Annotated in this window: 10 protein-coding genes; 3 read left to right on the top strand and 7 right to left on the bottom strand. The window is 62.3% G+C overall.

Annotated features, from left to right (window positions below; genetic code table 11):
• Position 1: 1 nt before the first annotated feature.
• From addB to trxA, 3 genes are all read left to right on the top strand, one after another.
• On the top strand, positions 2-3,196 hold the full coding sequence (gene addB / locus EFQ99_RS13330) for a double-strand break repair protein AddB (RefSeq protein WP_126921506.1): 3,195 nt from the start codon (positions 2-4) through the stop codon (positions 3,194-3,196).
• Complete coding sequence (gene addA / locus EFQ99_RS13335; RefSeq protein WP_126921507.1) at positions 3,189-6,743, top strand: double-strand break repair helicase AddA; 3,555 nt, start codon at positions 3,189-3,191, stop codon at positions 6,741-6,743. The genes addB and addA overlap by 8 nt, the downstream gene beginning before the upstream one ends.
• Before the next feature lie 75 nt (positions 6,744-6,818).
• Complete coding sequence (gene trxA / locus EFQ99_RS13340) at positions 6,819-7,139, top strand: thioredoxin (RefSeq protein ID WP_008528748.1); 321 nt, start codon at positions 6,819-6,821, stop codon at positions 7,137-7,139.
• Positions 7,140-7,204: 65 nt separating this feature from the next.
• Here the strand turns inward: trxA and EFQ99_RS13345 are convergent, their stop codons facing one another.
• From EFQ99_RS13345 to EFQ99_RS13375, 7 genes are all read right to left on the bottom strand, one after another.
• On the bottom strand, positions 7,205-8,557 hold the full coding sequence (locus EFQ99_RS13345) for a bifunctional folylpolyglutamate synthase/dihydrofolate synthase (RefSeq protein ID WP_208722752.1): 1,353 nt from the start codon (positions 8,555-8,557) through the stop codon (positions 7,205-7,207).
• A 27-nt stretch (positions 8,558-8,584) separates the two neighbouring features.
• Complete coding sequence (gene accD, locus EFQ99_RS13350) at positions 8,585-9,490, bottom strand: acetyl-CoA carboxylase, carboxyltransferase subunit beta (protein ID WP_126921508.1); 906 nt, start codon at positions 9,488-9,490, stop codon at positions 8,585-8,587.
• 39 nt (positions 9,491-9,529) lie between these two features.
• Positions 9,530-10,369, bottom strand: coding sequence for a tryptophan synthase subunit alpha (gene trpA / locus EFQ99_RS13355; RefSeq protein WP_126921509.1), 840 nt, complete (start codon positions 10,367-10,369; stop codon positions 9,530-9,532).
• 3 nt (positions 10,370-10,372) lie between these two features.
• Complete coding sequence (trpB, locus tag EFQ99_RS13360) at positions 10,373-11,593, bottom strand: tryptophan synthase subunit beta (RefSeq protein WP_126921510.1); 1,221 nt, start codon at positions 11,591-11,593, stop codon at positions 10,373-10,375.
• A 2-nt stretch (positions 11,594-11,595) separates the two neighbouring features.
• Positions 11,596-12,264, bottom strand: coding sequence for a phosphoribosylanthranilate isomerase (locus EFQ99_RS13365; RefSeq protein ID WP_126921511.1), 669 nt, complete (start codon positions 12,262-12,264; stop codon positions 11,596-11,598).
• 75 nt (positions 12,265-12,339) lie between these two features.
• On the bottom strand, positions 12,340-13,098 hold the full coding sequence (locus tag EFQ99_RS13370; RefSeq protein WP_126921512.1) for a M48 family metallopeptidase: 759 nt from the start codon (positions 13,096-13,098) through the stop codon (positions 12,340-12,342).
• Positions 13,099-13,185: 87 nt separating this feature from the next.
• Positions 13,186-13,620 carry a DUF2852 domain-containing protein gene (locus EFQ99_RS13375; RefSeq protein ID WP_126921513.1) on the bottom strand — a complete coding sequence of 145 codons (435 nt, stop codon included), beginning with the start codon at positions 13,618-13,620 and terminating at the stop codon, positions 13,186-13,188.
• Positions 13,621-13,688: the final 68 nt, after the last annotated feature.

Raw genomic sequence — 13,688 nt, forward strand, 5'->3', positions numbered from 1 at the left:
CATGGCGGAGCGGCACCAGCCACGCATCCTGACGATCCCGGCGGGCCTTTCCTTCCTCAAAACGCTGGCGACGACACTTTGCGACGGCCGTCTGACGCCCCTTTTCCGGCACGAGCCCGACGATCCGCTGTCGCTCGCCGGGGTTACGATCTATCTGCCAACTCGCCGCGCCGTGCGTGTGCTGCGCTCGGAATTCGTCGACCTGCTCGGCGGCCGCTCGGCCATCCTGCCCGTTATCCGTCCCCTTGGCGAGACCGATGACGACAGCGGCTATTTCGATGAGGCGCTGCCGGCGACGATCGATCTCGCCCAGCCGCTGTCGAATACCGCCCGTCTGCTGGAGCTTGCGCGCCTCATCCTTGCCTGGCGAAACAAGCTGCCGGAGATCGTCCGTCATATCCATTCGGACTCGCCGCTCGTCGCGCCCGCAAGCCCGGCGGATGCTATCTGGCTCGCCCGCAACCTCGCGGAACTGATCGATTCCATCGAAACAGAGGACCTCGACTGGTCGGAGCTGTCGAAACTCGACACCGCCGATTATGCGGCCTGGTGGCAGCTCACGGCGGAATTCCTGCAGATCGCCAGCGCCTTCTGGCCGGCGCGGCTTTCCGAGCTCGGCAAATCCTCGCCGGCGCGGCACAGAAACGCCATCCTTCGAGCCGAAGCAAACAGGCTTTCGACGGCGAAGCCCACCGGGCCGATCATCATCGCCGGCTCGACGGGTTCGGTTCCCGCTACCGCCGATCTCATCGCCGCCGTCGCCAATCTCGCCGAAGGCGTGATCGTGCTGCCGGGTCTCGATCTCTCCATGCCCGAACGACACTGGCAGATGGTCGCGCCGGAACCGGCGCCCGGCCAACATGCCAATCCCGCAAGCCGGAGCCATCCGCAATATGGCCTGTCGTCGTTGCTCAAGCGTCTGAAGCTGACGCGTGCCGACGTCGCGCTCCTCGACACGCCGGAGGCCGATCTCGACCGACGCGCCGAAATCCTGTCCCGGGCGCTTGCCCCGGCGGAGGCGACCAGCGATTGGGGAGCATGGAAGAACGATCTCCCCGAGGGCGCCCTGTCTTCGGCCTTTGCCGATACCGCGCTGATCGAAGCCGCCAACGAGCGCGAGGAGGCAACAGCGATCGCCATCGCCCTTCGGCTGGCGCTGGAGAGGCCGGGACAGGATGGCGAGAGCCGGGCAGCGCTCATCACCCCCGACCGCAATCTCGCCCGGCGGGTGATGGCGGAGCTTTCCCGCTTCGGCATCCTGGCAGACGATTCCGCCGGCACGCCGCTTGCCGGCACGCCGCAGGGCACCTTGCTGCAATTGCTCCTGGAGGCGGCGCTGCGTCCGGGCGATCCGGTGGCGATCGTGTCGCTGCTCAAACATCCGCTGGCCCGCTTCGGGCTCGAACGCGAGGCATTGGCTTCCGCCACAGAGGCGCTCGAACTCCTAGCGCTGCGCGGCGGCGTGGCCGAAGTGGATATCAGCGCCCTCGAATCACTCTTGAGCCATCAGCTTGCCGAACAGGCCCTGGACAGGCATGCGCCGCAATGGCGAAAGGCGATGCCGCCCCATGCAGCCGATGCCGCACACGACCTTGCCCGCAGGGCGATGCGAGCGACCGAGCCCCTAGCTGCGGCGCTGATGCGGCAGCAGAGGGAATATCGTGGGAAGACGGCAAGTTTCACTTTGTCAGAATGGGCGGAGCGCACCGGTCGCTCGCTTGAAGCCGTCGCGGCCGATCCGCAAGGCAATCTCGCCGATCTCTGGTCCGATGAAGCGGGAGATGCGCTCGCCGCGCTGCTCAGCGAAGTGATTGGCACGGACGGCCAGATGGAGGCCGACGGACCACAATGGATCGACATCGTCGCGGCACTTGCCGCCGGTCATGCCGTGAAGCCGCGGGCGCTCAGCCACCCCAGGCTCTTCATCTTCGGCACGCTGGAAGCGCGCCTGCAGAGCGTCGATACGCTGATCCTCGGCGGCCTGAACGAAGGTTCCTGGCCGGGGCAGACGGCCAACAATCCATTCATGCCGCGCATGATGAAGACGGAGATCGGGCTGGAGCCGCCGGAACGTCGCATCGGCCAGCTGGCGCATGACTTCGAGATGGCGAACGGCACGCGCCATCTGATCTATTCGCGCGCCTTGCGCCAAGGCTCGACGCCGACGGTCTCCTCGCGCTGGCTGCAGCGACTGATGGCGCTCGGCGGCGAGGCGTTCGAAGCGCAGTTGAAGGGACGCGGCAACCGGTTCCTGCAATGGGCTGGTCTCATCGATCGGGGAGAGGCTCAGGCGCCCGCACAGCGGCCTTCACCGAAACCGCCGCTGGCGCTGCAGCCGACATCCTATTCCTTCAGCGAAGTCGGCCGGTTGCGCCGCGATCCCTACGCCATCTATGCCCGCCGGGTCCTTCGGCTCGACCCCGTCGATCCATTCAATCGCGATCCGGGAGCGGCCGAACGCGGCACGCTCTACCACAAGATCATCGACCGGTTCATCCGTGAGGCCCATATCGCCGGCACGCCGGATGCGGCAGCGGCCATGGAGCGCATCCTTTCCGAGCTTTTCGATATGGAGAAGCTGCCACCGCATATCGATGCCGTGTGGCGGCCTCGCTTTCGCGAGGTGGCCCGAGCCTTCCTCGAATGGGAGGCGGGGCGACGGCCCGGCATTCGGAAGACGTTGACGGAGGTGCGGGGCGGCGTCGAACTGGAGGCGATCAATATCCGGCTCAACGGTGTCGCCGACCGGATCGACGTCACGGGACCGAACGCCGCCGATATCATCGACTACAAGACCGGCTACAATCCTTCACCGTCACAGGCGCGGGCGCTTCTGGACCCGCAGCTTGCGCTCGAAGCCGCAGCGCTCGGCGCCGGCGCCTTCCGCGATGCCGGCAGTCTCGTGCCGCAGGATCTGCTCTATGTCCGCCTGCGTCCCGGACGACGCTTCCAGGTCGATACCGTCAATAACGAAAGCTCGGCGCGCAGCGACAAGGCGAAATCGGCGATGGACCTGGCCGAGGAATCGATCGACCAGCTGGTCAAATTCGTGGGATTGCTGCAATCCGGCGAAAAGGGCTTTACCTCGCGGCTCATTCCGGCGCAGCAATTCGATTTCGGCGGCGATTACGATCATCTCGCCCGCGTTTCCGAATGGTCGACCGCCGAGACAGAGGAAGGCGGCGGCGATGAGTGACGTGACCGACCTTCCTGACGATGACAATCCGGGTGACTGGATTGGCTGGACGACGATCCAGCAGGCAATCGCGTCCGATCCGATGCGTTCAGCGTGGGTGTCGGCCAATGCCGGTTCCGGCAAGACCCATGTCCTCACACAGCGCGTCATCCGCCTTCTGCTTGCCGGGGCGCGGCCTTCGGCCATTCTCTGTCTCACCTATACCAAGGCTGCGGCTTCCGAAATGTCGAACCGCGTCTTCGAAAGGCTGTCGGATTGGGTGGTGCTCGACGACGAGGATCTTAGCCGGCGGATCATGCAGATCGAGGGTACGGCGCCCGATGGAATCAAGCTTGCCGAGGCCCGCCGGTTGTTTGCGAAGGCCCTGGAAACACCCGGCGGACTGAAGATCCAGACGATCCACGCCTTTTGCGAGGCGCTGCTGCATCAGTTCCCGCTCGAAGCCAACGTTGCGGGACACTTCTCCGTTCTCGACGACCGCGCGGCAGCGGCGCTGCTTTCCGATGCGCGCCGAGCCCTGCTGACGGCGACCGCGCCGGAGGAAGGCAGCGCGCTTGCCGAGGCATTTACCTACGTGCTCAATCTCGGCGACGAATCCGGACTTGAGAACCTGCTCGGCGACATCGTCGCCAACCGCAACGCCATTCGTCGTTTCACCGCAGCGGCCGAACAGCAGGGCGGCGTAGAGATGGTTCTGCGCAGAAGGCTCGGCCTTGCCGCAGACGATACGGAGAGCCGGATTGCGGCGCAATATTGGCCCTTGCCGCAGTTGTCGGCAGCCACGCTGGAGCTCTATCTCTCGCTTGCCGACCAGAAGGGCGGTGTCAAGGCACAGGAGGTCGCCTACGGTCTCAGGCTCGCCGCTCGGGAGCGCGATGACGCAAGACGCGCCGAGATGCTCGAAAGGATCTTCTTGACGGCGGCCAAGGGTGAGCCGAAGGCGGATTCGCAATTCCACGTCAAAGCCATGCTTGCCGAAGCACCCGCGCTGGCGGACGCCATCGCTGCTGCCCGCGCGCATGTCGCGGCAAGCCGCGACCGGCTGAAACTGATGCGGATGTACGGCGCCACGCATGCAGCACTCGTGCTCGCCGACCGGCTGAACCACGACTACGAGGAGCTGAAGAAACAGCGAAGCCAGCTCGATTTCGAGGACCTGATCACCCGCACCGCCGACCTCTTGACGAAAAACGGAGTCGGTCCCTGGATCCACTACAAGCTCGACCGCGGCATCGACCATATTCTGGTCGACGAGGCACAGGATACCAGCCCGATCCAGTGGAGTGTCATCCAGTCGCTTGCCGAGGATTTCTTCTCCGGCGAAAGCGCCCGACCGATCGTGCGCACGCTCTTTGCAGTCGGCGACGAGAAACAGTCGATCTATTCCTTCCAGGGCGCACGGCCGGAGCGATTTTCCGAGGAGAGCGACCGAACACGGCGGCGCGTTTCCGACAGCGGGCAGAGCTTTTCCTCCGTCCGGCTGCCACTGTCTTTCCGTTCGACCGCCGATGTGCTTGAGGCTGTCGACCATATTTTCAAGGAACCCGACAATGCCCGCGGCCTCAGCGCGCTCGGCGAACCGGTCGTCCATCGTTCGAGCCGAATCGGACATCCCGGCGCCGTCGACTTCTGGGAGATGGTCGCGCCGGAAGCGGTGGTGAAGGAAGAGGACTGGACGGCGCCCTTCGACGCAACGCCGGAAAGCGCGCCGGCCGCAATCCTGGCGCGGCGGATCGCGCATTCGATCGGTACGCTCGTCGGTCGCGAGACCATCGTCGAAAAGGGTCGGGAACGCCTGATCGAAGCTGGCGACATCCTGGTCTTGGTGCGCAAGCGCGACGCCTTCGTCAATGCGTTGACGCGCGCACTGAAACGTCGCGGCGATATTCCGGTTGCGGGCGCCGACAGGCTGGTGCTCACCAGCCATATTGCCGTGCAGGATCTGCTGGCGCTCGGCCGTTTCCTGCTTCTGCCGGAAGACGACCTTTCGCTTGCCGCCGTGCTCAAGAGCCCGCTTTTCGATCTCTCCGAAGAGGATATCTTTTCGATCGCCGCCTTGCGGGGCGACAATGAGAGTGTCTGGAGCCATCTCAAAAAATTTGCCGCCGACGGTACCGAGCGTTTCCACGGTGCCGTCGAGAAGCTGGAACTGTTCCTCCGACAGTCCAAGAGCCTGTCGGTTCATGATTTCTATGCACGCGTGCTGGCCAGCCATGGCGGGCGGCGGCAATTCCTGGCGCGTCTCGGCACCGAGGTCAGCGATATTCTCGACGAATTCCTGACCTTCACCCTCGACCACGAGAGCTCCGGCCTTCCCGGCCTGCAATCCTTCATCTCGACTTTGGAGCTCGAAGCACCGGAGGTGAAGCGCGAGCAGGACAAGGGGCGCAACGAAGTGCGGATCATGACGGTCCATGCCTCCAAGGGTCTCGAAGCGCCGATTGTTTTCCTCGTGGATGGCGGTTCCAAGGCCTTCACCCATACCCATCTGCCGAAGCTTCGCCTGCTCGAATCCAGATCCGGCGAGCCGCCGATGCCGGTCTGGGTTCCCGTCTCCGATCTCGCCAATTCGCTGACACAGAACGATGCGGCGCGCATTCAGACGTTGGCCGAAGAAGAATATCGCCGGCTGCTCTACGTCGCCATGACACGCGCCGCCGACCGACTTGTCGTCTGCGGCTATCGCGGTGTGCGGGCAAATAGCGACACCTGGCATATGATGATCTCGACGGCGCTGCGTGACGATCATCCCTATGTGGAGGCGGCCACATTTTCCGGTCCCGACGGCGAATGGCAGGGCACCAGATGGCGTGTGCCGCAGGTGGAGCGCAGCTTCGAGCGGATCGACCGCAGCGAAGAGCGAGACAGCGAAGAAGCCCTGCCGGACGGCTTGTTGGGGCCGCTGCCGCCGCAGGCCGAACTGCCGCGACCGCTCAGCCCTTCCGGCGCCGGGACGATCGTCGACGAGGACGAAGGCGGCCTGCTCGTGGTCTCGCCGCTGTTCGGCGAGAAGGAGCGCAGCGACCGCTCGCTGGAGAAAGGCAGACTGATTCATCGCATGCTTCAGGCGCTTCCCGAAATTCTGCCGGCGGAACGGGCTGACGCCGCAGGCCGCTATGCCGAGCGGGCGGCGCGGTTCTGGCCGGAAGCCGAGCGGCGGAGGCTCGTCGATTCGGTTCTGAAACTATTGGACGACGAAGGTCTGCAGCCCGTTCTCGGCGCAGAGGCCCGGCCCGAGGTCTCGATCATGGGAACATTGACGCTCGATGAGAAGCGCTATGCCGTCTCCGGCCGCATCGACCGGCTTGCCGTGCTTTCCGATCGCGTCGTCATTCTCGACTACAAGACCAATCGGGTCCCGCCGGCGACGGAAGAGGCGATCCCCTTCGCGCACAAGGCGCAGCTCGCGATCTACCGCGAGATCCTGGCACCCCTCTATCCCGGCAAGCGCATCGACTGCATGCTCGTCTATACCGAGAACGCCTCGCTCTACACCTTGAGCGAAAAGGCGCTCGGTTTGGCGCTTGCAGGACTCAAGACAAAGTGAAATACCGGACATTGAAAATTCGGCACCGCACCATCACATGTGGTTCAACACCTAATTCCGTTAAAGGAGCAGCCTATGGCTACCGTGAAAGTCGATATCAATAACTTCCAGTCGGAAGTTCTGGAATCTGCAGAACCCGTCGTCGTCGATTTCTGGGCTGAGTGGTGCGGCCCGTGCAAGATGATTGCGCCGAGCCTCGAAGAAATCGCCGTCGAGATGGAAGGCAAGGTCAAGGTCGCCAAGCTCAATATCGATGAGAATCCGGAACTCGCTGCACAGTTCGGTGTGCGCTCCATTCCGACCCTTGCGATCTTCAAGGGCGGCGAAGTTGCCGACATCTCTGTCGGCGCCAAGCCGAAGACGGCTCTTTCGAACTGGATTTCGAACGCCGCCTGATCGATATCGCTTATTGATATCCCATGAAAAAGCCCGGCTTCGACCGGGCTTTTTTCGTTTATTCCTTATTTCGGGGGCGTGCCGTTATCGGCAAGCACATCGCCGACGAGATAGAGAGAGCCGCCGACCAGGATGCGCGGCGGCAATGCCTCCGGATCGAGGGCGGTTTTGATGGCTTCCAGCGCATCGCCGACGGTCGACATCGGTTCGGCAACCAAGCCGGCATCGTAAGCGGCATTCGACAATATCACGGGATCGATCATCGCTTCGCTGCCGCGGATCGGCACGCAGAAAACTTTCTCGACCAATCCGGTGAAGGCCCTAAAATAGCCGACCGGATCCTTGGTATTGATCATGCCTATAATGAGAAAAAGCGGCCGCGGCTGGCGCTCCTCGAAATTGGCCATGGCTTCGGCGATCACTTCGCCGGCACCAGGATTATGCCCGCCATCGATCCAGATCTCGGCGCCGGCGGGAGCATGCGCCAGCAGCCGGCCCTCGCTCAGTCGCTGCAGCCGGCCCGGCCATTCCACAGAGCTCATCGCCTTTTCCATCATCGTCTCGGTGACGGTGAAACCTGCCGCCTTGACGGCACGAATCGCGGCGGCGGCATTGGCATATTGATGGCGACCGGGAAGGCGCGGCAGCGGCAGGTCGGCAAGACCGAATTCGTCCTGATAGACGAGACGGCCATATTCCTCATGCGCCATGAAATCCTGCCCGAACACGGCGCTCGGGCAATGCAGCCGTTCGGCCGTCGACATCAGGACGTCGAGCGCTGCATCATATTCCTGATGACCGATGACAACGGGCAATCCCGGCTTCATGATGCCGGCCTTTTCGGCTGCGATCAGTTCGACTCTGTCGCCAAGATAAGGCTGATGATCCAGCGAGATCGGCATGATCACCGAGACGGCCGGATCGGAAATGACATTGGTCGCGTCAAATCGGCCGCCGAGACCGACTTCGATGATCGCGGCATCGGCCGGATGTTCGGAAAACAGGATGAAGGTGACCGCGGTCAGGATTTCGAAAACGGTGATGTGCTGTCCGGCATTGGCATCGGCGACGCGACGCAGGGCCTCGGCAAAGACGGCGTCGTCCACGAGTTGCCCGCGGCCGCCCGCCACACCGATGCGATAGCGCTCGTGCCAATTGACGAGATGCGGAGAGGTGTGGACATGGGCGCTGTAGCCGCCGGCTTCGAGCAGTGCGCGGCAGAAGGCGGTGACGGATCCCTTGCCATTGGTGCCGGCGACATGGATCACCGGCGGCAGTTTCCGGTGCGGATTGCCGAGTTGCTCGAGAATACGGGTGATGCGATCGAGCGACAGATCGAACCCCTTGGGATGCAATCCCATGAGCTTGTCGATCTCTTGCGCAGCCTCACTCACCGCGGTTTGGCCTCTGGGTATCAATTCAGCACCCCGCCTGCTTATCGATTATCAGGCGCTCGCCGCCAGGGCGATCGCGCCGCCATTCATGTCGTTCGCCGCCGAAACCGGCTTCTTCGTCAGGATCTTCAGGAGGCGGGCCAATGTTTCCGGAATATCGTGCCGCTTGACGACCATATCGACCATACCATGTTCCAGCAGGTATTCAGAGGTCTGGAAACCCTCGGGCAGCTTTTCGCGCAACGTCTGCTCGATCACACGCTTGCCGGCAAAGCCGATTTCAGCTCCGGGCTCGGCCAGATGGATATCGCCAAGCATGGCGTAGGAGGCCGTGACGCCGCCGGTCGTCGGGTTGGTCAGCACGACGATATAGGGCTGGCCGGATTCCTTCAGCAAGTCGACGGCAACCGTCGTGCGCGGCAGCTGCATCAGCGAGAGAATGCCTTCCTGCATGCGTGCGCCGCCGGAAGCAGGGAACATCACCAAAGGGCACTTTTCGGACGTCGCGCGCTCGAAAGCCCTGACGATCGCCTCGCCGGCCGCCATGCCGAGCGAACCGCCGATGAAGTTGAATTCGTGCACGACGGCAACGAGCTTCAGCCCCTGCACCTTTCCGAGACCGGCGAGAATCGTATCCTCCTGTTCGGTCTTCAGACGGCTGTCGCGCAGACGATCGCTATATTTCTTCGAATCGCGGAACTTCAGCGGGTCCTGGGCGACCTTCGGCTGCGGCAGGGATTCGTATTCACCGTTGTCGAAAAGGTCGGCAAGGCGGGCCTTGGCCGGCATCTTCATGTGATAACCGGACGCTGGAATGACCCACTTGTTGCCTTCCAGGTCCTTATGGAAAACCATTTCGCCCGTTTCCGGGCACTTGATCCAAAGGTTCTCCGGCACTTCGCGACGGCCCAGCATGGAATTGATCCGCGGGCGAACGTAGTTGGTGATCCAGTTCAACTCGAATTCTCCTGGTTGAATAGCGCCAATGTGGGAAAACTATTCGGCAGCAACAAGGCGCGCCGAGCGTGTTCCCGAGGAAAGGCCGCGCACCAGCGTTGCGACCGCCTGAACCGTGTCCGCCGTCGCCTTTCCGTCCTTCGTCAAGCTGGTTGCGACCTGATTGACGATGGCGGTGCCGACGACGACGCCATCTGCCGAGCCGCCGATGACCTTTGCATGCTCCGCCGTCTTGACGCCGAAGCCGACGCAGACCGGCAATTCGGTGTGCTGCTTGATGCGCTCCACAGCGCCCGAAACCAGCGACGGATCGGGCAGTGCCGAACCGGTGATGCCGTTCATGGAGACGTAATAGACGAAACCGGACGTGTTCTTCAGAACCTTCGGCAGCCGCTTCTCATCCGTCGTCGGCGTCGCCAGGCGGATGAAATTAATACCTTTGCGGATCGCCGGAATGCAGAGTTCGTCATCCATCTCAGGCGGCAGGTCGACGACGATCAAGCCGTCGATGCCGGCGGCGAGTGCGTCGTCGAGGAATTTCTCGACGCCATAGATATAAATGGGATTGTAGTAGCCCATCATCACGATCGGCGTCGTATCGTCGGTTTTGCGGAAATCAGCTGCCAGCTGTAACGTCTTCTTCAGCGTCTGGCCACCTTTCAGGGCGCGCTGACCGGCCAGCTGAATCGCCGGGCCGTCAGCCATCGGATCGGAAAAGGGCATTCCGAGCTCGATGATATCGGAGCCCGCTTCCGGCAGCGCCTTCATGATGCCGAGAGAGGTATCGTAATCAGGATCGCCGCCCATGAAATAGGTCACAAGCGCCGGACGGCCCTCGGCCTTCAGCTCGGCAAAGCGTTTGTCCATGCGTGCGGTCATGTCTTACAGTCCCATTCCCAGAATCTTGCCGACGGTGAAGATATCCTTGTCGCCGCGGCCGGAGAGGTTCATCAGGATGATCTCGTCCTTGCCCATCTTCGGCGCGCGCTTGATGACCTCGGCAATCGCATGCGAGGGCTCGAGCGCCGGGATGATGCCTTCGAGGCGGGTCAGGGTCTGGAAGGCCTCGAGCGCTTCGTGGTCCATGATCGGCACATATTCGACGCGGCCAATATCGCTCAGCCAGGAATGTTCAGGGCCGATGCCGGGATAATCGAGACCGGCTGAAATCGAATGGCCTTCCTTGATCTGACCGTCGCCATCCTGCAGCAGATAGGTACGGTTGCCGTGCAGCACGCCCGGCGAACCGGCGGTGATCGACGCGCAATGTTCGTCGCCCTGCAGGCCTTTGCCGCCGGCTTCGACACCGACGATCTTGACGGTGGGGTCATCGAGGAAGGGATGGAAGATGCCGATAGCGTTCGAACCGCCGCCGACAGCCGCAACGACGAGATCCGGCAGGCGGCCTTCTGCAGCCAGCATCTGCTGTTTCGCTTCGGTGCCGATCACCGACTGGAAGTCACGGACCATCTCAGGATAGGGATGCGGGCCGGCGGCCGTTCCGATCAGGTAATAGGTGTCCTCGACATTGGTGACCCAGTCGCGAAGCGCTTCGTTCATGGCGTCCTTCAGCGTGCCGCTGCCGGCCGTGACCGGTTTGACCTCGGCGCCGAGCAGCTTCATGCGGAAAACGTTCGGCGCCTGACGCTCGACGTCGGTCGCACCCATATAGACGACGCAGGGAAGACCGAAGCGGGCGGCAACGGTTGCGGAGGCAACGCCATGCTGGCCGGCGCCGGTTTCTGCGATGATTCGCGTCTTGCCCATGCGCTTGGCAAGCAGGATCTGGCCGATGCAATTGTTGATCTTGTGCGAACCGGTATGGTTCAGCTCCTCGCGCTTGAAATAAATCTTCGCGCCGCCGAGTTCGGCTGTCAGCCGCTCGGCAAAATAGAGCGGGCTCGGGCGGCCGATGTAATGCGCGCCGAGATGCTTCAATTCCGCCTGGAATTCCGGATCGTTCTTCGCCTTGTTCCATTCGTCTTGCAGATCAAGGATCAGCGGCATCAACGTTTCGGCAACGAAACGACCGCCATAAATGCCAAAACGGCCGTCTTCGTCGGGGCCGGAACGGAAGGAATTCGGTTTAGGCGTTTCGTTCACTCTCAACTCCCTGAGGCCATGACAGGCGCATCCGCCTTTTCGACCGCATCGAAAAATTCATCGATCATCGTGACACTCTTCACACCAGGCGCGCTTTCGACGCCTGAGGAGACGTCAATACCAGGCGCTTTGGTGATCAACAGCGCATCCGCGACATTGTCCTTGTTCAAGCCGCCGGACAGCATGTAGTCGATGCTGCCATCGAGCCAGCCGAGAAGGCTCCAGTCGAAGGAAATACCATTGCCGCCGGGCAGTTCCGAACCCTTCGGCGGCTTCGCATCGAAGAGGAAACGGTCGGCGATGCCGATATAGGCCTCGACGCGCTTCAGATCGTCGGCGGTTCGCACCGAAAACACTTTCATGACAGGCAGACCATAGAGCGCCTTGATGGTCAGCACATGTTCGGGACTCTCATTGCCGTGAAGCTGCAGCATGTCCGGCTTCAGCAGCGAGACGATCTCGTCCAGGTCGTCATTGCTGGGATCGACGACGACGGCGACAATCTTCGCCTTGCCACGGGCAGGCTCGGCAAGTTTTGCCGCCAGGTCCGGTTCGATATAACGCGGGCTCTTTTCGAAGAAGATAAAACCGATGTGGGTCGCGCCGCGTTTCAGCGCGCGATCGATCGCTTCTGGCGTCTTCAAGCCGCAGATCTTGATATCCGGTTTCATGGCAGCGAAGTGACACGAAATGCGGCAAGAGTCGAGCCAATTTGCGTGCCAGGCTGCATTTAGCGCCGACGCCGGTCAGTCGAAATCAATGGCGTGCAACTGGCTGCCGTGCCGCTTCAGCCAGGATTTCGCTTCCTCCATGCCGGGGCAAAGCTTCTTGCAAAGCGACCAGAAGCGCGGGCCATGGTTCATTTCCTTGAGGTGGGCGACCTCGTGGGCGGCGAGATAATCGATCACCGAGGGCGGCGCCATAACGATGCGCCAGGAGAAACTCAAGTTACCTTCCGAAGAGCACGAACCCCACCGGCTGCGGGTATCCTTCATCGAGATCGAGCGGATCGGCGCTCTGATCGTTGCGGCATGCATCGCCGCAAGTCTCTCGAGATCGGCGCGCGCTTCCTTCTTGAGAAAGGCCGCGATACGCCGTCCGACATGCTCCGGCATACCGCTGACGCGGAGCACAGGGCCACCGTCCAGAGAGACAACCTCCGTCAAGCCGCGCAGGCTGCCGGTGTGCTCGATGCGATGGGAAACGCCGCGCAAGAGGATCTTGCCGCCGTCGCGCAGGCCGGTATCGGTCGAAAACTTGGCGAGCCTGGTGAGCAACCAGCCCTGGTGCCGATCGAGGAAGGCATTGACCTCGCGCGCCGCAAGGCCTCTCGGCACGGTCATCTTCAAGGCCCGTCCGCCCGGTTCGATGCGCAGCGTAATGCGGGTTGCCTGGTCATGCTGCTTGATGGTCAGAGGCATGGGCCGGCCGGCAACATCGAGCGTCCGCGTTTCGGGCGGAGCCGGCTTTCGCGTCTTGGGCCGTGTCTTCAGAAGCGGAAACATGGGTGTTTTCTATACGATTCGCCGGCAGGCAGACATGGAAAAACCGGCATCGGTGGGATGCCGGTCATCAAATCATTGCCTATGCCTTCAGGGCGTCTGGAATTCTGCAACCGGGCCGTTGTCGTCACGCTTGTTGTTCTTGCGGTCACGCATGAAGCGATCGAACTCTTCCTGGTCCTTGGCGCGGCGAAGTTCGCGCATGTAAGCATCGAATTCCTCGCGCATCTCGTCGAGCTTGCGGCGCTCTTCCTCGATCCGGTCGATCTCGGCCTTGCGCCAGTCGTCGAAGGCGACGTTGCCGGTCGAGAAATGCGAGCGGTGACGGCCGTTCGGGCGGCGGCAGGAGGCAAAGAAGCCATCGGTCGCCTGGTTAACGTCGCGCTTGAAGCCGCGCAGACGCTCGCCGAAGATGATATAGGCTAGCATGGCCAGACCCAGAGGCCAGAAAACCATGAAGCCGAGAATCATCAGGGCAATGGTAGCCGGAGTCCAATCCGGTCGAAGCAATGCTGACTGGTTCATCGTGCGGGTATCCTCGCTTTCCGCGCCCGGCAGAATACCGAACGCTGAAATCGATGTGGTTACCGCAA

The sequence above is a fragment of the Rhizobium vallis genome (assembly GCF_003985155.1).
In the GTDB taxonomy this organism is placed as follows: Bacteria; Pseudomonadota; Alphaproteobacteria; order Rhizobiales; family Rhizobiaceae; genus Rhizobium; species Rhizobium vallis.